This is a genomic window from Cellulosimicrobium sp. SH8, assembly GCF_025818875.1.
Taxonomy (GTDB): Bacteria; Actinomycetota; Actinomycetes; order Actinomycetales; family Cellulomonadaceae; genus Cellulosimicrobium; species Cellulosimicrobium cellulans_D.
In genome coordinates, this window is record NZ_JAMXMH010000014.1 from 43,074 (window position 1) to 65,364 (window position 22,291).

A 22,291-nucleotide genomic window follows, 5' to 3' on the forward strand; every position below is an offset into this window, starting at 1 on the left:
CGAGAGGCAGCCATGCACCCACGACCCACCGCGGTCCTCGCCGCGGGCGCCCTGCTCGTCGCGAGCCTCGCGGCCACGACCCCGGCCTCGGCCGCGCCGGACCCGACACCGGTCCCGACAGCGGCCGCCGCTGCCGCCGCCGAGCCGAACTACGCCGAGGCACTCCAGAAGTCGCTCTTCTTCTACGACGCCCAGCGCTCGGGCGACCTCCCCGACGACTTCCGCGTGAGCTGGCGCGGCGACTCCGCGCTCGACGACGGCGCCGACGTCGGGCTCGACCTCACGGGCGGCTGGTACGACGCGGGCGACCACGTGAAGTTCGGGCTGCCCATGGCGTTCACCACCACGATGCTCGCGTGGGGCGCGATCGCGAGCCCCGACGGGTACGCGGCGTCGGACCAGCGGGACGAGCTGCTCGACTCGCTGCGCTGGGTCAACGACTACTTCATCAAGGCCCACCCCGAGCCGGACGTGCTGTACGCGCAGATCGGCGACGGCGACGCGGACCACAAGTGGTGGGGCCCCGCCGAGGCGATGCAGATGGCCCGGCCGGCGTACAAGGTCGACCGGTCGTGCCCCGGGAGCGACGTCGCGGGCGAGACCGCGGCGGCCATGGCCGCGTCGTCGATCGTCTTCGCGGACGACGACCCGGCGTACGCGGCCGAGCTCGTCGAGCACGCCGAGCAACTCTACGCCTTCGCCGACACGTACCGCGGCAAGTACTCCGACTGCGTGCCCGTGGGCGCGTTCTACAACTCGTGGTCCGGCTACCAGGACGAGCTCGTCTGGGGCGCGGCCTGGCTCTACGAGGCGACGGGCGACCCGGCGTACCTCGCCAAGGCTGAGCAGGAGTACGCCGGTCTCTCCCGCGAGAACCAGACGAGCACGCCGTCGTACCGTTGGACGATCGCGTGGGACGACAAGACGTACGGCGCGTACGCGCTGCTGGCCCAGGCCACCGGCAAGCAGCAGTACGTCGACGACGCGAACCGGTGGCTCGACTACTGGACCACCGGCTACCAGGGGTCGCGCGCGCGGTACTCCCCCGGCGGGCAGGCGTTCCTCGACTCGTGGGGCTCGCTGCGCTACGCCGCGAACACGGCGTTCGTCGCGCTGACCTACGGCGAGTGGCTGCGGGGTCGCGGCGACACGACCCGCGCGCAGACGTACCAGGACTTCGGGGAGCGCCAGATCGGCTACGCGCTCGGCGACAACCCGCGGGGTGCGTCGTACGTCGTCGGGTACGGCGAGGACTCCCCGCAGAACCCGCACCACCGCACCGCGCACGGCTCGTGGCTCGACTCGCTCGCCGAGCCGGTCGCGACGCGGCACGTCCTGTACGGCGCGCTCGTCGGCGGCCCCGGCGCACCGGACGACGCCTACACGGACAGCCGCTCGGACTACGTCGCGAACGAGGTCGCCACGGACTACAACGCCGGCTTCACGTCGGCGCTCGCCTTCCTCGTCGGCGAGCACGGGGGCGCCCCGCTCGCCGACTTCCCGCAGCCCGAGGCCCCGGACCAGGACGAGTTCTTCGTCGAGTCGCGCCTCAACCAGCCCGGCACAGCGTTCACGGAGATCAAGGCCGTCCTGCGCAACCGGTCGGCGTTCCCGGCGCGCGTGCTGGACGACGTGCGCCTGCGGTACTGGTTCACGCTCGACGACGGCGCCGACCCGGCGACCCTGCGCGCCACGACGAACTACTCCGAGTGCCCCGGCGCGACGGCGGGCGTCGGCCACGCGGGCGGCGACCAGTACTTCGTCGAGATCGACTGCTCGGGCTCGGTCGTCTCCCCCGGCGGCCAGTCCCAGCACCGCCGCGAGGTGCAGTTCCGCGTCACGGCGGACGTCTGGGACGCCGCGGACGACTGGTCCTTCGCACAGGTCGCGACCGGCGACGCCCTGACGAAGAACGCGCGCATCACGCTGTACGAGGGCGACGAGCTGCTGTGGGGCGACGAGCCGTCGGCGGGGCCGGTCGATCCGGACACCACGCCGCCGTCGACCCCGGGGGCGCCGACGGTCTCGGCCGTCACCGCGGCCGGGGCGACCGTCGCGTGGGCGCCGTCCACGGACGCCGGCAGCGGCGTCTCCGGGTACGACGTCCTGCTCGACGGCGTGCGGGTCGCGACCACCTCGGGCACGACGCTGGCCCTGACGGGACTCGCGCCCGAGACGACCTACCGCGTCGCCCTCGTCGCGACCGACCGGGCCGGGAACGCGTCGGCGCCCGGGCCGGCGGCGACGTTCACGACCCCGGCGACGTCGACGGGTCCCGCGCCCGGCGCCTGCGCCGTCCGCTGGTCGTCGAGCGACTGGGGCTCCGGCGGGACGGTGACCCTCCGGCTGACGAACACGGGCACGACGGCGCTCGACGGGTGGGCGCTCGCGTTCACCTTCCGGTCCGGGCAGACCGTGACGAACGGCTGGAGCGCCACCTGGACGCAGACCGGCGCCGACGTCACGGTGCGGTCCGCCGCCTGGAACGGGACGCTCGCCCCCGGTGCCTCCGTGGAGGTCGGCGCGAACGTCGCGCACGGCGGCGTGAGCACGCCGCCCTCGCGGTTCACGCTGGTCGACGGGTCGGGCGGGACGGAGTGCACCGTCGGGTGAGCCCTCGCCCACGAGCGTCGCTCGCGCCGGGACGCTGCTCCCCGGCGCGAGCGACGGTCACCTGCGGCGGCGGAAGGTCAGCGGCTCCTCGACGAACGGCTCCCACGCCGCACGCTCGGCCTCGGTGATGCGGCGGGGCGCCCCGGTCGCCGCGTCGACCACGACGATCGTGGTCACCGCCTTCGCGTAGGGGGCGCCGCCCGAGGTGGGGCCGGTGCGCTCGAAGCGCGCGGCGCCGTCGTGCACCTCGTAGCAGACCTCCAGGCTCGCGCCGCCGAGGTGCCCGATCCACAGCTCGACCCGCACGGGCGTGCGCGTGAAGCCGAGCGGGCGCAGGTACTCGATCTCCTGCCGCGCGACGAGCGTGTGGCTCGTCGCGGCCGGCCCGGTCTCCAGGACCGCCGTCGGCCAGGCGTCCTCGCCCGCGTCCGGGTGGGTCCAGAACGCCGTGATGCGCGCGTCCTCCAGCAGCCGGAACATCTCGACGTTGTTCACGTGCGCGTACGCGTCGAGGTCCGACCACCTCAAGGAGACGGGGACGTGCAGGCGGGTCATGGAGTGTCCTCTCGCTCGACGGCTGGCGCGACCATTCTCCTCCGACCGCTGACCACGACGTTCCGCGCCGTCGAGCACGACGTCGCTGTCGTTCTCGGCCCGATTTCGAGAGCAACCTCGTGTTCGGCGGGGAGGCGGGGCATCAGGACGCGGCGACGAGGGCCGCGGCGCGGCAGCTCGCGAGCGCGGACAGCTCCTCGCCCACCGGGAGCCGCACGAGGCGGTCCGCGACCTGGCCGACGGCGTCACGCAGCCGGCGTCGGGCGCGGGCGGCCCGGCGACGCCCACCCACCGCGGCGGCCGCGCGCGAGAGGATCGCGACGAGGATGCCGACGACGACCCCACCGAGCACGAGCAGCGTCGGCCACGGCATCTCGAGCGCGCCGGGACCGCCGAGCGTCAGGACGGGCGTCGGCGGCTCGGGCAGGCGCAGGTAGGTGAACCCCCACAGCGCGGCGAGCCACAGCAGCCCGACCACGAGCGCCGCGAGCACGAGCCACTGGAAGGCGCCGACGACGCGCCACCAGACCGGCCGGCGCGACGCCTCGAGCTCCGTCCCGGCGACGGCCTGGTCGAGCGCGTCCGCGAGGTCCGCCGCCCCCTCGGAGGCCCGACGCCGCACGGCCAGCGCCCAGTCGTCCGGCACCCCCGCGGTCGCGTCGCTCGCGTAGTCGCGCACGGCCGTCTGCGCGCCCGCACGGAGCGCGGCCGGGACCGCGGGCAGCGAGGTCCGGGCGAGCTCGGGACGGGCCTCGCCGGCCCCGGCGTTGAGGTCTTTCGTGGCGCGGGCCCGGGCCGACCCGGGCGCGGGGCCGGTACGGAGCCCGATGCGGCGCAGCGGGTCGGGCCGGAACCGCCCGACCCAGCGCGTGACGGGCCAGCCCGTCGCGGCGCGCGCGTCGCGCACGGCCGAGCCCCGCACCGCCGCGACGACGGTGGGCACGCCCGCCGCGGCCTCGAGCGCGTCGACGAGGCCGTCACGCGCCCGGCGTGCGGCACGCTCCGGGACGGGCTCGCCGCACGCGGCGGCGACGCGCCGGGCCACGGCACGGACGTCGGCGGCGAGCCGGTCGTTCGCCGCACGCCGTCGCGCCGCGGCGTCCGCGAGCAGACCGCGCAGCTCGTCGAGCCCCTGCCCCGTGCGCGCCGAGACCCCGAGGACGCGCGCGTCGCCGAGCCCGTCCTCGCCGGCGAGCCGGCGCAGGTCCGCGAGGCACGCGTCCGCGTCGGCGGGCGAGAGCCGGTCGACCTGGTTGAGCACGAGCACGACGACCGAGCCGTGCCCCGCGAGGGGGCGCAGGTAGCGCTCGTGCAGCGCGGCGTCCGCGTACTTCTGCGGGTCGACGACCCACACGAGCAGGTCCGCACGCTCCACGAGGCGCTCCGCGCGCACGCGGTGCTCGACGACGACCGAGTCGTGGTCGGGCAGGTCGAGCAGCACGAGGCCGCTCGTGACCTCCGCGGCGCGCCGGCCCTTGAGGAGCCCGCGGAGCCCGCCGCCCGCGCGCGCGTCGTCGGGGTCGCCCGACGTGAGCGGCGTGCCCATCTCGTGCCGGCGCCGCACCTCCAGCCAGTCGAGGAGGGCCCCGGCCCCGGCCGCGCCGGGCGCCGTACCGGACGGCGTTCCGCCCGCCGGGTGCGCCACAGCGCCGGTGCCCCACACGGCCGCCAGGGGGTGCGACGTCGTCGGGCGCTGGACCCCGACCGTCGCGAGCTCGTCCCCGGCGAGCGTGTTGAAGACCGACGACTTGCCCGAGCCCGTCGCACCGGCGAGCGCGACGACGGTGTGGTCGGCCGAGAGGCCCGCGCGCTCGCGAGCCCGGGCGACGACGGTGCGTGCGTCGGCGAGCAGGTCGGCGTCGAGGCGACCTTCGCCGGCACGGACGGCGGTCTCGAGCGCGGTCGTGCGCGCCGCGAGGTCGATCGTCATGCGCGCTCACCGCCCAGCAGCCGTCGCCAGAACCCGGGCCTGCGGCGCGGCTCGTCGTCGCCCTCGGGCAGGCTCGCGGGCTCGTCCTCCGCCGACCCGCTCCAACCCGCGCCCCGCAGGAGCCGCGCGGCGTGCCGCCCCGTGGTCGGGCGGGCCGTGTCCTGGTCCCGCCCGCGCGCGGTGCGCTCGACCCGCGCCGCCGCCTCGACCGCCCGCGCGGCCTCGCGCACGGTGCGCGCCGTCTCGTCCGCCTCCGCGGTGCCGAGCGCGTCGAGCTGGGCCGTGTAGCGCCGGACCTCGTCGTCGAGCACGGCGCGCACCCGCTCGGCGAGGCGGTCCCGCGCCGTCCGCGTGAGCCGCCGGACCGCGTCGTCGCCGAACACGGCCTCGAGGAGCTTCTGCGCGAGGATCGCGGTCCCCCCGGCGATGCCGACCTCGGCGCCCGTGAGGCCGCCCGTCGACGCGAACACCACGACCATGAGGCTCAGCCCGAGCCCGTTGATCCCGAACGACAGCGCCCGAGCCGCCCCACGCTTGCCCGCGCCCTGCTCGCGCACGAGGTCGAGGACGTCCGACTGCCAGCCCCGGATCTCCTCGGCGACCCTTGCCCGCACGCCGGCCGACGAGCGCGACAGGTCGAGCCCGTCCAGCAGCGCCGCGCCGGCCGGGTCGGCGCGCCACCCGCCGTACGCGCGCTCCGCGGCCACGTCGGTCGCGTCGAGCACGACGGCCTCCAGCCCGTGCGCGATCGCCTGCTCGACCTGCGGCGCCTGCGCCGGGCGCCCGCGGAAGAACGCCGCGACGGCGTCGCGCACGCGCCCGACCCCCTGCTCCACGGAGCGGAACAGCTCGCTCGTCCCGACGAAGTCCTGCCAGCGCGCGAGCACCTCGCCGCGCAGCAGGGCCCCGTCGCTCGTGGCGGCGTCCACGGTCGCCGCCGCCTCGTCGTACGCGCGCCCGACGACGGCCCGCAGGCGCGCGTCGGACGTCGCCTGGGCGTCGGCGGCGCCGGCCACGAGCACGGCCCGGCGCACGAGGTCGTCCACGACGCCGTCCCGCGTCGCGGTCGCGACCCGGTCGCGCGCGTCGCCGTCGGCCCCCAGCGCGGACAGCCACGACGCGACCTGGGCGACGGACTCCTCCGGGAGGAAGCCGTCGACCAGCTCGGACTCCCCCACGACGAACTGCGGCGCGGCGTCCAGCCCGTTCTCGTCCATCATGCGGCGCAGGTCGTCGGCCACCGCCTCGGCGCCCGGGTCGACCCGGTCGAGCACGATCGCGACCTGCGCGCGCCGCTCGGCCGCACGGTGCAGGAGGTCCCACGGGACCGCGTCGGCGTAGCGCGCGGCCGTCGTGACGAAGAGCCACAGGTCCGCCGCGGCGAGGAGCTGGGCCGCGAGCTCGCGGTTCGCCGTCTCCACGGAGTCGACGTCGGGCGCGTCCACGAGCGCGAGGCCCTGCGGGAGCGCGTCGCTCGCCACGAGCCGCAGCGTGCGCGTCGGGTCGGGCGGTGCCGCGGGCGCGGCCCGGCCCGGGGAGGCGTCGGCGCCCGGTCGCGGTGCGTGCTCGGTCACGCGCGCGAGCCCCGGCAGGACGCGGTCGGTCGAGAACCAGCGCTCGTCGAGCGGGTGGTGGACGAGGACGGGCGCGCGCGTCGTCGGGCGCAGCACGCCCGGCGCCGACACGTGCTCGCCGAGCAGGGAGTTCACGAGCGTGGACTTCCCCGCGCCCGTCGACCCGCCCACCACGACGAGCAGCGGCGCGGCGTGCGAGCGCAGGCGCGGCAGCAGGTAGTCGTCGAGCTGGTGCACCGCGAGGTCGAGGTCCTCGCGCGCGGCAGCCGCGCCCGGGAGATCCAGCGGCAGCCGCGCGGCGGCGAGCCGGCCGCGCAGGATCTCCAGGGACTCGACGAGCCCGGCCGTCGCCGCGGCGCCCGCGGCGACCGAGCCACCCGGGGCGGTGCCGTCCCGTGCCACGGCCTCCCCGGCGGACGCGCCCGTGCGGACCGCGTCGTCTCCGGGGTCACCGCTGGCCGTCATGCCGCCAGTCTGCCGGAACGCCGCTGGTCAGGCCCGGTGTGACACGGGCCGGCCGCCGGGTGCGCCGCACGAGATCAACCCGCCCGGTACCGGATCGGCCCTCCGAGGGTCGATCTGGAACGCACGGGTCGATCTCACGGTCGTGGCTCAGTCCTTGAGGCGACGTCGGAGCCACGCGACCCCGACCTCGGCCTGCGCCCGCTGGAACGCCCGGACGTGCGGGATGCCCGGGGGCGCCGGGTCGAGCGAGGACGTGAGGAAGTACCCCGTGAGCGCCGCGAGGTAGCAGGTCACGGCGTCGGGCTCGACGTCGCGCGGCAGGGGGTGGCGCCGCAGCACCTCCTCCGGCGGCGGCCCGCCCTCGACCTGCACGGCCGGGAGCATGCCGACCGCGTCGCAGAACGCGGCGCCGCGCGCGGCGTACGGCCAGTCGACGGCGACGGCGACGGGCCCGTCCCCGGCGCGCTCGTCGCGGTCGGCGATCCCGAGAGCCGCGCGGTCCACGAGCAGGGCGTTGTCGCCGCGGAGGTCGCCGTGGACCAGGTGGTCGCCCGCGGTGGCCTCGGGCCACGGCTCAGCGAGGGCGGCGAGCCGGTCGAGCCGGGCCACGACCCACGGGTCGTACGTGCCCAGGCCCTGCGGACGGCGGTCCGCCAGGTCCTCCCACTCACGCCACTCGACGGTCTCGGCGAACCGCGGGAGCGGCGCGTCCCCGGAGACCTCGACCTCCGCGACGCGGCGCGCGAGGTCGGCCACCGCGGCGAGCTCGTCGTCCCGCCACGGCGTGGCGACGGACCGCCCGGGCACGGCGTCGAACGCGAGCGCGACCCACTCGCCGGCCCCGTCGAGGTCGTCGTCGAGGACCCACCGGAGCGCGGGAGCCGGGGTCTGCGCGGGCAGCGCCGCGGCGACGCGCGCCTCGAGCCGGTACAGGTCGCGGGTGAACGCGTGCTCGGGCCCGACCGCCTTGACGAACACGTCCCCGCCGCTCGTCCGCAGCGTCGACGCGAGCCCCTGCGAGTAGCCGCCGTCGTGGCTCGTCCACCCCGAGACGGCGGCGCCCAGCCGGGACTCGACGGCGGCGCGTACGGCCTGCGGGAGGTCGGGCCAGGTGGGGCGTACCCGTGCGGGCGCCAGGTCGAGGGTCATGCCGCGCGATCCTGCCGAGGGCCCGAGGGCGGCGTCAACGGGATTCCGCGCCCCGGGGCAGCGCGGGCGCGGGACCGCGGGCTCCGGGACCCACGGGCACCCGGACGCACCCGGACGCACCCGGACGCGCAGACGCCGGGCGGGAACGCGTCCCGCCCGGCGTCGTGGTCGATCGAGGTCGCGACGTCAGTCGCGCGTGAGCTTGCGGTACGTCACGCGGTGCGGACGGGCCGCGTCGGCACCGAGGCGCTCGACCTTGTTCTCCTCGTAGGACGCGAAGTTGCCCTCGAACCAGTACCAGTTCGCCGGGTCCTCCTCGGTGCCCTCGTACGCGAGGATGTGCGTCGCGACACGGTCGAGGAACCACCGGTCGTGGGACACCACGACGGCGCAGCCCGGGAACTCGAGCAGCGCGTTCTCGAGCGAGCCGAGGGTCTCGACGTCCAGGTCGTTGGTCGGCTCGTCGAGCAGCAGGAGGTTGCCGCCCTGCTTGAGAGTGAGCGCGAGGTTGAGGCGGTTGCGCTCACCACCGGACAGCACGCCCGCGGGCTTCTGCTGGTCCGGCCCCTTGAACCCGAACGACGCGACGTACGCGCGCGACGGGATCTCGACGTTGCCGACCTTGATGAAGTCGAGCCCGTCGGACACGACCTCCCACAGCGTCTTCTTGGGGTCGATCCCGCCGCGCGACTGGTCGACGTACGAGATCGAGACGGTCTCGCCGACCTTGAGGTCGCCGCCGTCGAGCGGCTCGAGCCCGACGATCGTCTTGAACAGGGTCGTCTTGCCGACGCCGTTCGGGCCGATGACGCCGACGATGCCGTTGCGCGGCAGCGTGAAGCTGAGGCCGTCGATGAGCTGACGACCGTCGAAGCCCTTCTGGAGGCCCTTCGCCTCGAGGACCAGGTTGCCCAGGCGCGGGCCCGGCGGGATCTGGATCTCCTCGAAGTCGAGCTTCCTCGTGCGCTCCGCCTCGGCCGCCATCTCCTCGTACCGGGCGAGGCGAGCCTTCGACTTGGTCTGGCGGCCCTTCGCGTTGGAGCGGACCCACTCGAGCTCCTCCTTGAGGCGCTTGGCGAGCTTCGCGTCCTTCTTGCCCTGGACCTGGAGGCGCTCGCCCTTCTTCTCGAGGTAGGTCGAGTAGTTGCCCTCGTAGGGGTACAGGCGGCCGCGGTCGACCTCGCAGATCCACTCCGCGACGTGGTCGAGGAAGTACCGGTCGTGCGTGACGGCGAGGATCGCGCCGGGGTACGTCGCGAGGTGCTGCTCGAGCCACAGCACGGACTCGGCGTCCAGGTGGTTCGTGGGCTCGTCGAGCAGCAGGAGGTCCGGCTTCTCGAGCAGGAGCTTGCACAGCGCGACGCGGCGACGCTCACCACCGGAGAGCACCGACACGTCGGCGTCCGGCGGCGGGCAGCGCAGCGCGTCCATCGCCTGCTCGAGCTGGGAGTCGAGGTCCCACGCGTCCGCGGCGTCGATGGCCTCCTGCAGCGTTCCCATCTCGGCGAGGAGCGCGTCGAAGTCGGCGTCGGGCTCCGCCATGAGCGCGGAGATCTCGTCGAAGCGCTGCTTCTTGGCGAGGATGTCCGCGACGGCCTCCTGGACGTTGCCGAGGACCGTCTTCTCCTCGTTGAGCGGCGGCTCCTGGAGCAGGATGCCGACGGTGTAGCCCGGGGAGAGCCGCGCCTCGCCGTTCGACGGCGTGTCCAGGCCGGCCATGATCTTGAGGATCGTGGACTTCCCGGCACCGTTGGGGCCCACGACGCCGATCTTGGCGCCGGGCAGGAAGTTCAGGGAGACGTCGTCGAGGATGACCTTGTCTCCGTGCGCCTTGCGCGCCTTGTACATGGAGTAGATGAACTCAGCCACAGCCTGTCGTTCCACCGTTTCGGTCGGGAGAGGTACGGGATTCGTCGACCACTCAGCCTACGCGGTCGGACCGCCGGGCCGCGCCCGACGGCGCCGCGACCCGCCCGGGCCGCGGCACCGCCCGCGCGTCCCGGCTCAGGCGGACGCCAGCGCGCCGGACTCGACGTCGGCGTCGGCCGGCTCCTCGGGGTCGACGTCGGAGTCGGCGTTGGAGTCGGCGTCGGACTCCCCGCGAGGCTCGCCCGCGAGGGCCGCGCCGGAGTCCGCGAGCGTCCACGGGTCGTCGAGCACGGGTCCGTCGGGCGCAGGTCCGTCGAGCGGCGCGTCGCCGAAGGCGGTGCCGTCGTGCGCCGTGGAGCCCGGTCCGCCGGTCGACAGGTCTCCCCGGCCCGTCGCGCCCTCGCCACCGGCCGTCCCGGACGCGGCGACGCCGGTTCCGTCGGCACGGCGCGCGCCGTCGTCCTCGCGCCGGTGGACCGTCCGGGCGAACCGCGCCTCGCCGAGCGTGAGGTCGGGGCCGAGCGCGGTGGCCTCGACGACGAGGCTGGTGCGCGGGCCGTCGGGACCGTCCCACTCGTCGAGCGAGAGCCGCCCCGTGACGACCACGGGGTCGCCCTTGTGCAGGGACAGCGCGACGTTCCGGGCGACGTGCTTCCAGGCCTTGACCGTGAACCACAGCGTGCGGCCGTCGACCCACTCGCCGCGTTCGCGGTCGAGGTAGCGGCGCGTCTGGGCGATGCGGAAGCTCGTGAAGTCGTTGCCGGACTGCGATCGGAACAGCGTGGGCGTCGTCGCGACGAAGCCGGAGAGCGTGACGGTGACGTCACCGGGCATGGTTCCTCCTGAGGTCGGCGGCCGGGCTGGTCCCGGCCACCGCCTCAGGGTGCGGTGGGAGCGGCGGCGCCGTCCGTCGTCGTGCCGTCGCCTGTGGACGGGCCCGCGACATCCGGGCCTGTGGGTAGCCGTAGCGCCCCGGTGAGCGGCGCCGCGGGGGCCTTGTCCCGCGCGGACTGTGCCAGCTCGCGGACCTGCCGGTGGGTGTCGAGGAGCGCCTGCGTCGGCTTGCCCATCGCGTCCTGCACGACCCGTTCGATCGCTCCCCGGCCCGAGGCGAGCACCTGCTGCTCGCGGCGTCGCGCGAGCGTGCGGCGCACCTGGAGCGCGACGAGGAACGCGACCACCGCGCCGAGCACCGCGACCGCCGCGACGACCGCGCACACGGTGACGAGCGTCCGCCCGAGGTCGAGCACGCGCAGCGAGCCGAGCACGGCGAGCACGCCCGCCACGACCCCGACCGCGAGCGCGACCCACGCCCCGCGCCGCGTCGGGCGCGAGGACGACGGCCCGCGCGTGTCGAGGGGGATCTTCGCGAGCGCGGACCGCGTCGCCTCCGCGACCTTGCCGGACGGCGCGACCGCGTCGTCGAGCGCCTTCTGCCACCCCGGGCGCAGGGACCGCCCGGCGCGCGCGAGCCAGCGCGAGCGCGAGAGCGCGACGGCGTCGGGCTGCGGGGGCGAGAACTCGGGTCGACCGTAGCCGTTGCGCACCGCCGCGCCGACCTGCCCGGCGACGGCGGCGAGGCCCGTCGCGTCGGCGAGCGCGTCGACCTCCTCCTCGACGGCCGTGCTCATGGTCCACGGCACGTCGCCCGGGAGCTGCTCCAGCAGGAGCGCGCCCGCCCGGTCGAGCTCGCCCGCGACGCGGCTCGCGGCGACGCTGCGCCGTGCGACGGCCTGCTCCAGCAGCGAGCGCAGCTCGTCGAGGCCCTCGCCCGTGCGCGCGGAGACGGTCGTGACGTAGACGCCGTCGAGCCCGTCCTCCTCGAGCAAGCGCCCCATGTCCTCGACGAGCGCGGCACGCCGCGCCTCAGGGACGGTGTCGATCTGGTTGAGCGCGACGACCATCGACCCCTCGAGCCCCGCCGACTTCTGCAGGTAGCCCGAGTGCAGCGCGTCGTCGGCGTACTTCTGCGGGTCCACGACCCACACGAGCAGGTCGACGAGCGGGAGCACCCGGTCGACGACGTCGCGGTGCGCGGGCTCGATCGAGTCGTGGTCCGGCAGGTCGAGCAGGACGAGGCCGCCGAGCGCCGCCTCGTCCTCGGCGTCGAGCTCGCCGTCGCGCGTGATCCGGCGCTCGGGGTCCACGTCGAGCCAGTCGAGCAGGGCCGTCGCCGCGCCGCTCCACGAGCACGCGGTGACGCGCGCCGTCGTCGGGCGCTTCACCCCGACGTCCGCGAAGTCGAGCCGGGACACGCGGTTGAACAGGCTCGACTTGCCCGACCCGGTGCCGCCCGCGAGCGCGACGACCGTGTGGTCGACGCCGAGCGCGAGGCGCTCGCGCACGCCCCCGATCGCGTCGCGCACCTGGGCCGCGACCGCGGGGTCGAGGCGGTCCCCCGCGAGGTCCACCGCGCGCGCGAGGTCGTCGACCCGGGCACGCAGCTGGGCGTCGTGGGACGTCACATGAGCCTCCTCAGCTCGGCGAGTCGTAGGCGCAGCCCGACGGCGGCGTCCGCGGCGAGCGCGGGGTCGGCGAGCGCGGTGAGGACGGGCTCGGCCTCGCGCTCGACCATGGTCGCGGCACGGTCGGCGAGGTCCTCGCGCAGCGCGGAGAGCGCGTCGTCACCGGTGTCGGCGAGGACGATCCGCACGAGGCCGGCCGCGTCGTCGCTGCCCGCGGCGCCCGCGAGCAGCAGCGCGGCCAGGCCGGTCTCGCCGAACGCCTTCACCGCCGCGCGGGCGGGCTCGCTCGCCGTCGGCGCGGCGAGCTCGGTCACGACCTGCTCCGCCCGCCGGGACCACTGGAGCACCTGGGTCGTGGCCGAGGCCTCGCGCCGCGCCGCGGCGTCCTCCTCGGTCGGCAGGACGTCGGCGGCGCCCGGCAGCGGCCGGTCCCCGTCGAGCGCGGCACGCAGCGCGTCGTGGGCCAGGACACCGTCCGCGGCGAGCGTGCGGTGCGCGGCGTCGCGCGTCTCCTCGAGGAGCGGGGCGAGCACGAGGTCGCGCGCGCGTCCACGCCGCTTGGACGACCGGACCACGCCGCCGCGCACCTTCACGCGGTCCACGCGCTCGGCGCCCGTCACCTGGGCCCAGCGGGCCTCGAGCGACCCGTGCGCGACCGCACCGTCCAGCGCTGCCTGCCGCGCGGCATCACGCACGGGCGGGACCGCCTTCTCCACCGCCGAGCGCAGGTCGGCCGCGGCCTCCACCTGCTGCTCCACCGCGTCCGAGACGCCCGTGACCCACGCGGGCAGCGCGCCGAGCGCCCCCTTGAGCGTGCGCACGATCACCGCGCGCGACCGGTCCGGGCCCGCGAGCATCGTCAGCCAGCGCGCCACCGGCGCCACGACCGAACGGTCGAGCAGACCTTCGTGCGGCCCGACGTCGGGCACGACGAACAGCGGGGTCCCGTCCATGCCGTGGTCGCGCAGACGCTGGAGCAGGTCGCCGCGGATGGTCGTCAGCGTCTCGCGCGGGACGCGGTTGAGCACCATCGCGACGCTCGCGCCGCGCTCCTTCGCGCGCGACAGCGCCTGCCACGGCAGCGCGTCGCCGTAGCGCGAGGCGGTCGTGACGAACAGCCACAGGTCCGCCGCCTCGAGCAGCAGGCTCGCGGTGTCCCGGTTCTCCGAGAGGAGCGAGTCCAGGTCCGGGGCGTCGAGCAGGCCCGTGCCGCGCGGGACGCCGTCGTGGTCGACGACGCGCGCGACGCGCGTCACCGGGCCCTCGACGATCACGTCCGCGTCGAGCGGGTTGAACGCGAGGACCGGTTCGCGCGTCGTGGGCCGCAGCACGCCCGCCTGCGACACCTCCTCGCCGAGCAGCGAGTTGTACAGCGTCGACTTGCCCGCGCCCGTCGAGCCCGCGATCACGACGATCGCCGGCGACGACAGCTCGCGCAGCCGCGGCAGCAGGTGCTCGTCGAGCTGCGTGAGGAGCCGGCGCCGCGAGGCGTCCGACTCCGACGCGCCGTCGATCGCGAGCGGGAGGCGCACGTCCGCCACGTCGCGGCGCAGGTCGCGCGCGACGTCGTAGACGGTGACACCGAGCTCCTCGGTCGCCTGCGCGGGCCTCCACGAGCCCGGCGACCGGCCGGGCGCGGCGGGGCTCGCGTCGCTCGTGGCGGCGTCTGGGGTTCTCACTGGTTCATAGTGACGGCTGCCGGGGGCCCCGCCAAACGCACGCGCCGCACGGCGCGCGACCGCGCCACCTGCACGTCCGCCACCACGGCCTCCACCTCCCGAGCACGCCCCGCGCCCACTACGATGGGCGCGCGCCTCGATAGCTCAATGGATAGAGCAACGGCCTTCTAATCCGTAGGTTGCAGGTTCGAGTCCTGCTCGGGGCACCGTCGAAACGGCCCGTGACCAGCGCAAACGCTGGCACGGGCCGTCTACGGGTTTCGTCTACTTTCGCCTGTGCCCACGTTTTCCCCACGGAAACGCGCAGGTCAGGTCATGGAAACGACGACGTCCACGTCCGGAGAGTCCGGCGTCCACGTGACACCTGCCACGGTGAATCGCTTGGAGTCGATGTCGACGTAGTCCCCCGCTCTCGGAGCGGCGGGCATCTCCCGCTCGAACGTGTGCTCGCCGTAGCGGTCGCTGGACAGGTCGAGGCGCACCCGTAGGAGCATCACAACCCCCACTTCCCGTCGTAGTCAGGATGGTCGGCGTACCGTCGCACCATCTGCAGGAGAATCGCGTGGGTTGCGCTTCGCACCGCCACACGGGAGCTCTCGTGAGGAAGGCTCTCCGAGTCCTCATAGAGCCGCAGCAGGCCCGATGCTGTCTCGCGGCTCATTGCGGCCGTCTCGAGCACCACCTCGCGCAAGCGCGCCGGGCCAGGTGAACTACGCGCGCACGCTTCCTCCTCGTCGAGCCTTGCGAGCAGGAACTCATACAGCTCGATCACGCCGTCCCCCGCGGGACGATCGTGTCGAGCACAGCACGGACGTCGGGGCCGGCGTGCGTCCTCTGGACGTAGTGCCGCGCGGTGACATCGGTCCCGGCATGCCCGAGCTGCCCGGCCGCCGCGGCGAGGTCTGCGTTCGCGTCGATGAGGGTCGCGACGGTCTTGCGGAAGGTGTGCGGCGTGACCCACCCGAACCCGGCCTGGTCACGGACCTTCCGCCACGTCTTGCGGACGTTGTTCGGGTCCCGCAGCGCGCCGTTTCTGGACGGGAACACGAGGTCGTGCACGTTCCCCGCGGGTTGGGTGACGCGCCTACGCAGGAGGGTGTCCGTGGCGAAGCGCGGGAGGAGCAGGCGGCGGCGAGACGTCGACGTCTTGGGGTGCGCCTGCCGCTCGAGGTGCCAGCGGCCCGCGTCGTCCTTCACGTTGATGATCGTGCCGGTGATCGTCACGGCCGCGTGGTCGGGGTCGAGCTCGACGTCGGCCCACCGGATCGCGAGGAGCTCGCCGATGCGCGCGCCGGTCGCGAGGAGAACGTCGACAATGTCGAGGAGGTCGTCGGCTCGGCGGGGGCCGCGCGCGGGCTCGACGAAGCCGTTCGTCGGCTTGATCGGGCGACCCTCCTGCCACGCGAGCGCGGCGGCCCGCAGCGTCGCGACTTCCTCGAGCGTGAGCGCGCGAGACTCGGGCCGGGTCACGGTGATGTCGGCGACGTCGCGGACCGGGTTCGCGGTGGCCGCGCCGTGGCGTACGGCGAGCCCGAGCGTGCCGGACAGCACGGTTCGGCAGAGCTTCGCGGTGGGAGCGCCGACGCGGGTCGTGACGCCCTTGAGGAACGCGTCGAGACGGGACACGGTCGCTTCGCGCACGAGGAGCCCGCCGACGCCCGGGAGGACGTGGTCGTCGAGCACCTCGCGGTAGCGGCGCACGGTCCCCGCGGCGAGGTCGCGTGCGCGCACCTCGGCGTGCCAGACCTCCGCGACGACGCGAAGCCGCGTGTCGGCGGTGATGTCGTCGCCGGCGGGCGCGGAGCGTTCGGTGAGGTACGTCGTGAGCGCGGAGCGCGCGGCGTTCTTCGTGCGACCAGTGCGCTCGACGAGGCGCGTGACGCCGTCGTAGTCGCGGAACCGCGTCCGGGCCCGGTAGCCGCCTCGCGGGAGGGTGGTCACGAAGACGGTCCCCCACGTGCCGACGGGGAGGGGCGGCCTACCCATCCTTGGTCTCGCGCGCCCAGACGACGTCGACGAGGTCGGCGATGATCTGGCGCGACTGCGGGGTGATCTGCTGCAGGCGGTCCGCGATCACGCTGATGTCGGAGTCGGGGAACGTGTCGCTCTCCGCAATGCCGGACGAGACGAGCGCAGCGCGCTTCACGACCTCGGGCGGTAGCCGTAGGCCCTTGGCGAGCTTGCTCAGGGTCTCGTCGCGCGGGACCTTCGCGCCGCTGCCGATCGCGAGCTGCCCGACGCGCGCTTTCGAGAGGCCGGCGGCGCGAGCGATGTCCGCGTAGGAGTCCCCCGTCGCGTCTTGGTGTCGGCGGATGAGCTCGGCGAGGCTCAACCGCGTGGGCGTGCTCGGGTTCGCTCCATCTGTCATGCGCGGGAGTCTACAAGTTGTAGACGATCGCGTCTAGCAGTGGACGACACGCTGACCAGTACGGATAGACGATCACCCGACCCGGTGCTACCTTCGGAGCGTCTACTAGAAATAGACGCGCGACTACGAGGGGTGACCGTGACCACGAAGACCAGCAAGCTGACGGTGATCGCGAAGCGCGGTCCGCTCGCGGCGGCGATCAAGAAGAGCGGCCTGTCCTACCGCGAGTTGCAGGAGAAGACCGGGCAGTCGCGATCCGCGATCAACAACCTCGTGCGTGACGGCCAGCGGTACGCCATGGACGAGGAGCGCGCGAAGGCCCTCGCCAGCGTCCTCGGAGAGCCCGTCGAGCGGCTGTTCGCTCACAAGAACGGCGACCCGCTCGGCGGCGTCCAGTGAGCTACGAGTCCTTCCTCGCGAACGAGGTCGAGCGGCACGACGAGCGGCGGTGCCTGCGCTGCGACGACGAGCCCGTCGAGCAGGGCGGCGACCTGTGCCGCGAGTGCGTCGCCGCCGTCGAGAGCGAGTCCGAGGAGGCCGCCGGTGACGACGACGCTTCCTGACGGACTCCGCGGCCGGCTCGTCCTCCCCGCCGCCGAGTACCGCCGCGCGCGCCTCCCGTGGCTGCGTGCGCGCCGCACCGGGCTCGGTGCGTCCGACACGTCGGCCGTGCTCGGCCTCAACCCGTGGGCGACGCCGTACTCGGTGTGGGCCGACAAGGTCACCGCCGCGCGACCTGTCGACCGCGTCGTGTCCGAGGCCGCGGAGTGGGGTTCCGAGCTCGAGGCCGTCGTCGCGCGCAAGGTCGCGACCCGGCACCCGGAACTCGGGAAGATCGCGCCGACGCCGGGCCTCCTGGCGCATGAGGAGTACCCGTGGATGCTCGCGACGCTCGACCGCCTCCTCGTCCCGCGCGGCCAGCGCGACGCCGCACCGACGTGCCCGCTCGAGGTGAAGACGGTCAGCGAGCACATGTATCGCCACCACTGGCTCGACGGCGTCCCGCCGACGCACATCCTCGTCCAGGTGCAGCAGCAACTCGCTGTCACGGGCTACGACCACGCGTTCGTCGCGGTGCTCGTCGGCGGTCAGTACATGCCCGAGCCGTTCCGCGTCGAGCGTGACGACGCGGTCATCGCGCGGATGACGGAGTACGCGGGCGAGTGGTGGTCGCAGTACGTGGACGGGCGCACCCCTCCCCCACTGACCTACGCCGACCGGGCCGACCTCGCCGTCGTGCACCCGGGCGACCTCGACCTTGACCCGCTCGTCGCAGACGACACGGTCCTCGCTGCGTTCGCCGACTACGTCGACGCGCGCCGTCGTCGTGACGAGGCGATCGAGGACATGGACCGCAGCGGCTTCCTCGTGAAGCGCGCGCTCGGTGACCACACCGCTCTAGCCGACGAGTTCGGCACGATCCTCGCCACCTGGCGACCCACCAAGACGGGACGTTCGTTCCGCGTGAAGGGATGACCATGACCATCGACTCCCCCACCTCCCGCACGTCGCTCCTCGACGTCGTCGCGGCGCGCACGGGCAAGGCCCCGGCCGCTCCGCGCGAGCGTCGTACCCGACCGCTGACCGGCACCGCACAGCACCCGCTCGTGCTCCTCGCCGGCGGGCCGAAGGTCGGCAAGTCCTACGCCCTCGCCGCGGCGTCCGCCGACCGTCGCGTCGCCCGCCTCGCCGTCGTCGAGGTCGGCGGCGACCAGGGCGCGATGGACGCCTACGGCGCGATCCCCGGCGCGCGTGCCGAGCTTGTCGAGCACGACGGCACGTGGGCCGACATTACGGCCGCGATCCAGGCCGAGTGCGCCGCCGAGCCGACGCCCGGCGGGCTGAACGTCCTCGCAATCGACGGCGCGACCAGCCTCTGGGCCGTCCTGTCCCGCGAGGCGCAGCGCGGCGGGCGCGACCTCGGGCCCGGCGGGTGGGCCGCGGTTAACTCGACTTGGGCCGACTTCCTCACCGTGCTGCGCACGTTCCCGGGCCCGGTCGTCCTCACGGCCCGGGTCGACGGCGAGACGATCGTCGACGACGCCCTCGGCCGCATCCGCACGCAGCGCGACCTCACGTTCGAGACCGACGTCGTCGTGCAGGCCACCGGGCACCGCCGGTTCACGCTCGCCGGCGCGCGCTCCCTCGCGCTCTCCGACGTCGCGGAGTCCGGCCCAGTCGAGCTCGGCGACCTCGTGCTCGCCGACCTGTTCGAGCTGCTCGGCGCGGACGAGGCCGGTGCTCAGTGAAGCGCCCCCGGTTCCGCGTCCGTCGCTCGTCCGCCACGGGCCTCTGGTACGTGTTCGACCGCTCCGACGGCGCAGTCGTGTCCGCGCCGACGCACGAGGAGGCGATCGAGCGGTGCCGCATGCTCGCGGTGGCGTCTCCCACAACACGCCTCGTCTCCTACTTCCTCATCTCGGAACCGACGGCGTGAAGAGGTCGAAGCCGCTGACCCGACATACGCCGCTCGCGCGGTCCGCGACGCCCCCGAAGCCCCGCGCGCGGACGAAGCGGTACGTGCCGCACGTCATCCCCGCGCGGCTGCGCACGGACGTCTACGCCCGCGCGGGCGGGTACTGCGACCTGTGCCGCATCCCGCTCGCGGGCAACGCGTTCGACGCGCACCACCGCAAGCTGCGGTCGCGCGGCGGCGAGGACTCGCTCGAGAACCTCGTCGCGCTGCACCGGCACTGCCACGACTGGGTGCACCACCACCCGGCGGACGCGACCCGGCTCGGCTTCATGGTCGCCTCGCACGCCGACCCCGCCACCACTCCCTTGCACCTGCACGGCCGTACCTGGGTCCTGCCCGACGGCCGCGCGTTCGTCCCGACGACACGAAGGAGCACGACATGAGCACCGCCCTCGCCCGCCGCACCGACCCAGAGACGTCGCACCTCGCAGCGAAGCGCGCGAAGAAGCACGCGCCGACCGTCCGGGCTTGCGTCCTGACGGTCCTGACCGTGAACGGGCCTCTGACGCACGACGAACTCATCCGGGCGTTCACGCGCCGCGGCGTCGACGAACTCGACTGGCCGCACGCGACGGCGTCGTCGATCCGGACGCGCTGCCACGAGCTCGTGGACGACGGCCTGGTCGAGGTTGTGCCCGACGAGGTCGGGCGGTCGGCCAACGGCGGCAAGGCGCGGCTCTGGCGCGCCGTCAACGTCCACTAGTAATAGACGAAGGAGCGAACTTCGATGTCCAACCTCACCATGACCGACCTGTTCTGCGGCGCTGGCGGCTCGTCCACGGGCGCGGTGTCCGTCCCCGGCGTGTCCGTTCGGCTCGCCGCGAACCACTGGGATCGCGCGATCGAGACGCACAACACGAACCACCCCGACGTCGACCACCTGCAGGCCGACATCTCGAACACCGACCCCCGGTACGTCCCGACGACCGACATCCTCTGGGCCTCCCCGGAGTGCACGAACCACTCGCGCGCGAAGGGCCGCAAGGCCCACCGGCAGCCCGACCTGTTCGGGGACGTGCTCCCGGACGAGGCTGCCGAGCGGTCCCGCGCGACGATGTGGGACGTCGTCCGGTTCGCCGAGACCCACCACTACCGGGCTGTGCTCGTCGAGAACGTCGTCGAGGTCGTCGACTGGTCCGCCGAGTGGGGCGTCAAGGGCGGCCTCTTCCAGTCCTGGCTCGGCGCGATGCACGCCATGGGCTACCGGCACCACATCGTGTCGATGAACAGCATGCACGCGCAGGGGTACGGGCTGCCCGCGCCGCAGTCTCGCGACCGGGTCTACATCGCGTTCTGGCGCGCCGGCGAGCGCGCGCCCGACTTCGAGCGGATGCAGCGCCCGCGCGCGTACTGCCCGCGCTGCGACGAGGTCGTCGACGCCATGCAGTGGTGGAAGAAGGGCGACGGGAAGACGCGGCCGGGCCGGTACCGGTCGCAGTACCTCTACCGGTGCCCGAACGTCGCGTGCCGCAACGAGGTCGTCGAGCCCGCATGGCTGCCCGCGAGCTCGATCATCGACTGGTCGAACCCGGGCACGCGGATCGGCGACCGCGACAAGCCGCTCGCGGAGAAGACGATGCGCCGCATCCAGGTCGGGATCGAACGGTACTGGTCCCCGATCCTCGCGGAGAACGGCGGCAACCCCTACGACGCAGCCGACCCGAAGCACCCCGGGTTCGGCAACCCAGCGTCGTACTACCGCGCGTGGCCGATCACCGACCCGACGCAGACGATGCACACCCGCGAATCCAAGGGCCTCGCGTACCACCCGCTCATGGTCCCTGCGGGCGGCACGTGGAACGACCGCGCGAAGCCGACGGGCGACGTCATGACGACCAGGACGACCCGCGAGACGGACGGCCTCGCGTTCCCGCCGTTCCTCGCCGAGCTGCGCGGTGGCGGCTCGACCGCCCGCGCGGCGTCCGACCCGCTCGCGACCGTCACCGCGTCCGGGAACCACCACGGCCTCGTGATGCCGTACTACGGCACGGGCCGCACCGCCCCGACCGACGAGGCGCTCTCGACGGTCACGACGCTCGCGCGGCACGCGCTTATCCACCGGCACAACAACAACCGCGGCGACCAGTCGGCCATGACAACGCCCTCGTCGGAGCCCGTGCGGACGATCACCACGAGCGGCCACCAGTCTGTCCTCGCGGCCGACCGCCCGACCGTGAACATCGACGACGTCCGCTTCCGGATGCTCGAGCCCGACGAGATCAAGCAGGCCATGGCGTTCCCCGCCGACTACGTCATGGTCGGCAACCGGCGCGAGCAGGTGAAGCTCTCCGGCAACGCCGTCACCCCGCCCACCGCGCGCGACCTCGTCGCGACCGTCGCTGCCGCCATCACCGGAGAGGACGTGGCGGCGTGAAGGACTTCATCAACTCGCACTGCATCGACAACATCGTGACCCTCAACCAAGACGACGCACTCGAGGTCTGCACACGGATGAGCCCAGCCACGACTGCGAGCTCGACTCGGGGGGCCGACCGATGACCAGTGACTATCGAATGATCAACGTGCTGTGCGCAGATTCCAGCAGTTCGACGTCGTCCTGCTCGTGTCGGATATTCCCGGAGTCTGTCCAGGAGACCAGGACTTCCATGTCGTACAGCAGATCCTCGATCGAACACTCGACGGTGATCAGCAAGCGGTCATCGACTTCCATGACCTCGGCATACGACGCTCCCCGGACCTTGCAGTTGCCAAGCGGGTGTGTCGCGACCAGCACGTCGTGGGCTACGCCCGGACCGCGGTTGACGAGCATCGTCCGAACGACCGGGTCGCCGGACCTGGGATGCTCTCCAACGACCTCGAACTTCGCCGGCCGGACGAAGGGGCTTGGAGCAGGTCCACCAGCTGGCAGCGAGGACGTCGGCGGGCGAGCCGCAGGCCCGATTGCGGGGTCCAGCCCCTCGGCCGCCTCGTCCAGATGCGGCCGCTCGCAGGGCGTTGACCACTTGGCCCGCATCCGGTTGGCGTGCCACGCAGCGATTCGCCGGGCTGCGGCGCGAACGCCACCGAGTATCCGACTCCACGCCAGCGCGAGAACGGCGACGACGACGACAGTAACGACACCGCCCGGTTCGAGCAGCCAGTCGAGCACCGCCCTGCCAGCGGACTGCAGCCATTCCATGCCGCTGAA

At 74.1% G+C, this 22,291-nt stretch carries 22 protein-coding genes and 1 tRNA gene; 10 read left to right on the forward strand and 13 right to left on the reverse strand.

The window, feature by feature from the left end:
* The first annotated feature begins 12 nt into the window (after positions 1-12).
* The gene (locus NF338_RS18650) at positions 13-2,613 is read left to right on the forward strand and encodes a glycoside hydrolase family 9 protein (protein WP_264032124.1); all 2,601 of its coding nucleotides are present in this window, start codon (positions 13-15) and stop codon (positions 2,611-2,613) included.
* Between the two features lie 57 nt (positions 2,614-2,670).
* Here the strand turns inward: NF338_RS18650 and NF338_RS18655 are convergent, their stop codons facing one another.
* From NF338_RS18655 to NF338_RS18690, 8 genes are all read right to left on the reverse strand, one after another.
* Positions 2,671-3,168 carry an acyl-CoA thioesterase gene (locus NF338_RS18655; protein WP_264032125.1) on the reverse strand — a complete coding sequence of 166 codons (498 nt, stop codon included), beginning with the start codon at positions 3,166-3,168 and terminating at the stop codon, positions 2,671-2,673.
* 142 nt (positions 3,169-3,310) lie between these two features.
* Positions 3,311-5,098 (reverse strand): dynamin family protein, encoded by a 1,788-nt coding sequence (locus NF338_RS18660; RefSeq protein ID WP_264032126.1) that lies wholly within the window; start codon positions 5,096-5,098, stop codon positions 3,311-3,313.
* Positions 5,095-7,137 (reverse strand): dynamin family protein, encoded by a 2,043-nt coding sequence (locus NF338_RS18665; RefSeq protein ID WP_264032127.1) that lies wholly within the window; start codon positions 7,135-7,137, stop codon positions 5,095-5,097. The genes NF338_RS18660 and NF338_RS18665 overlap by 4 nt, the downstream gene beginning before the upstream one ends.
* Before the next feature lie 147 nt (positions 7,138-7,284).
* Positions 7,285-8,286 (reverse strand): phosphotransferase family protein, encoded by a 1,002-nt coding sequence (locus NF338_RS18670; protein WP_264032128.1) that lies wholly within the window; start codon positions 8,284-8,286, stop codon positions 7,285-7,287.
* Between the two features lie 186 nt (positions 8,287-8,472).
* The gene (gene ettA / locus NF338_RS18675) at positions 8,473-10,155 is read right to left on the reverse strand and encodes an energy-dependent translational throttle protein EttA (RefSeq protein WP_087471658.1); all 1,683 of its coding nucleotides are present in this window, start codon (positions 10,153-10,155) and stop codon (positions 8,473-8,475) included.
* Positions 10,156-10,290: 135 nt separating this feature from the next.
* Positions 10,291-10,989 (reverse strand): single-stranded DNA-binding protein, encoded by a 699-nt coding sequence (locus NF338_RS18680; RefSeq protein ID WP_264032129.1) that lies wholly within the window; start codon positions 10,987-10,989, stop codon positions 10,291-10,293.
* Positions 10,990-11,033: 44 nt separating this feature from the next.
* Complete coding sequence (locus NF338_RS18685) at positions 11,034-12,620, reverse strand: ABC transporter (protein ID WP_264032130.1); 1,587 nt, start codon at positions 12,618-12,620, stop codon at positions 11,034-11,036.
* On the reverse strand, positions 12,617-14,299 hold the full coding sequence (locus tag NF338_RS18690) for a GTPase (protein WP_264032131.1): 1,683 nt from the start codon (positions 14,297-14,299) through the stop codon (positions 12,617-12,619). Before NF338_RS18690 ends, NF338_RS18685 begins: the two co-directional genes overlap by 4 nt.
* Positions 14,300-14,432: 133 nt before the next feature.
* On the opposite strand from NF338_RS18690, the gene NF338_RS18695 reads away from it, so the two are divergent.
* A tRNA-Arg gene (locus NF338_RS18695) sits at positions 14,433-14,505 on the forward strand.
* A 102-nt stretch (positions 14,506-14,607) separates the two neighbouring features.
* On the opposite strand, the gene NF338_RS18700 is transcribed toward NF338_RS18695, so the two are convergent.
* From NF338_RS18700 to NF338_RS18715, 4 genes are read right to left on the reverse strand one after another with little or no spacing between them, the layout of a single operon-like run.
* Positions 14,608-14,781, reverse strand: coding sequence for a hypothetical protein (locus NF338_RS18700; RefSeq protein ID WP_264032132.1), 174 nt, complete (start codon positions 14,779-14,781; stop codon positions 14,608-14,610).
* An 11-nt stretch (positions 14,782-14,792) separates the two neighbouring features.
* Positions 14,793-15,071 carry a DUF6221 family protein gene (locus NF338_RS18705; RefSeq protein WP_264032133.1) on the reverse strand — a complete coding sequence of 93 codons (279 nt, stop codon included), beginning with the start codon at positions 15,069-15,071 and terminating at the stop codon, positions 14,793-14,795.
* A complete protein-coding gene (locus NF338_RS18710) occupies positions 15,068-16,240 on the reverse strand; it encodes a tyrosine-type recombinase/integrase (RefSeq protein WP_264032134.1) in 1,173 nt (390 codons plus the stop codon). The genes NF338_RS18705 and NF338_RS18710 overlap by 4 nt, the downstream gene beginning before the upstream one ends.
* Positions 16,241-16,277: 37 nt before the next feature.
* The gene (locus NF338_RS18715; protein WP_264032135.1) at positions 16,278-16,667 is read right to left on the reverse strand and encodes a helix-turn-helix domain-containing protein; all 390 of its coding nucleotides are present in this window, start codon (positions 16,665-16,667) and stop codon (positions 16,278-16,280) included.
* 138 nt (positions 16,668-16,805) lie between these two features.
* Here NF338_RS18715 and NF338_RS18720 point away from each other — a divergent pair, with 138 nt between their 5' ends.
* The 8 genes from NF338_RS18720 to NF338_RS18755 all read left to right on the forward strand — a co-directional run bounded on the left by NF338_RS18720 (position 16,806) and on the right by NF338_RS18755 (position 21,517).
* Entirely contained in the window at positions 16,806-17,066 is a 261-nt protein-coding gene (locus NF338_RS18720; RefSeq protein ID WP_186810365.1) for a helix-turn-helix domain-containing protein, read from the forward strand.
* Entirely contained in the window at positions 17,063-17,230 is a 168-nt protein-coding gene (locus tag NF338_RS18725; protein ID WP_264032138.1) for a hypothetical protein, read from the forward strand. The genes NF338_RS18720 and NF338_RS18725 overlap by 4 nt, the downstream gene beginning before the upstream one ends.
* The gene (locus tag NF338_RS18730) at positions 17,211-18,143 is read left to right on the forward strand and encodes a YqaJ viral recombinase family protein (protein WP_264032139.1); all 933 of its coding nucleotides are present in this window, start codon (positions 17,211-17,213) and stop codon (positions 18,141-18,143) included. The genes NF338_RS18725 and NF338_RS18730 overlap by 20 nt, the downstream gene beginning before the upstream one ends.
* A 2-nt stretch (positions 18,144-18,145) precedes the next feature.
* On the forward strand, positions 18,146-18,916 hold the full coding sequence (locus NF338_RS18735; RefSeq protein ID WP_264032141.1) for an ATP-binding protein: 771 nt from the start codon (positions 18,146-18,148) through the stop codon (positions 18,914-18,916).
* Complete coding sequence (locus NF338_RS18740; protein WP_264032142.1) at positions 18,913-19,104, forward strand: hypothetical protein; 192 nt, start codon at positions 18,913-18,915, stop codon at positions 19,102-19,104. The genes NF338_RS18735 and NF338_RS18740 overlap by 4 nt, the downstream gene beginning before the upstream one ends.
* 83 nt (positions 19,105-19,187) lie before the next feature.
* Complete coding sequence (locus NF338_RS18745; protein WP_264032143.1) at positions 19,188-19,526, forward strand: HNH endonuclease; 339 nt, start codon at positions 19,188-19,190, stop codon at positions 19,524-19,526.
* Positions 19,523-19,846 (forward strand): hypothetical protein, encoded by a 324-nt coding sequence (locus NF338_RS18750; protein ID WP_264032144.1) that lies wholly within the window; start codon positions 19,523-19,525, stop codon positions 19,844-19,846. The genes NF338_RS18745 and NF338_RS18750 overlap by 4 nt, the downstream gene beginning before the upstream one ends.
* Before the next feature lie 24 nt (positions 19,847-19,870).
* Positions 19,871-21,517, forward strand: a complete 1,647-nt coding sequence (locus NF338_RS18755; protein ID WP_264032145.1) for a DNA cytosine methyltransferase — start codon at positions 19,871-19,873, stop codon at positions 21,515-21,517.
* Positions 21,518-21,649: 132 nt separating this feature from the next.
* Here the strand turns inward: NF338_RS18755 and NF338_RS18760 are convergent, their stop codons facing one another.
* Positions 21,650-22,282 carry a hypothetical protein gene (locus NF338_RS18760; RefSeq protein ID WP_264032146.1) on the reverse strand — a complete coding sequence of 211 codons (633 nt, stop codon included), beginning with the start codon at positions 22,280-22,282 and terminating at the stop codon, positions 21,650-21,652.
* Positions 22,283-22,291: the final 9 nt, after the last annotated feature.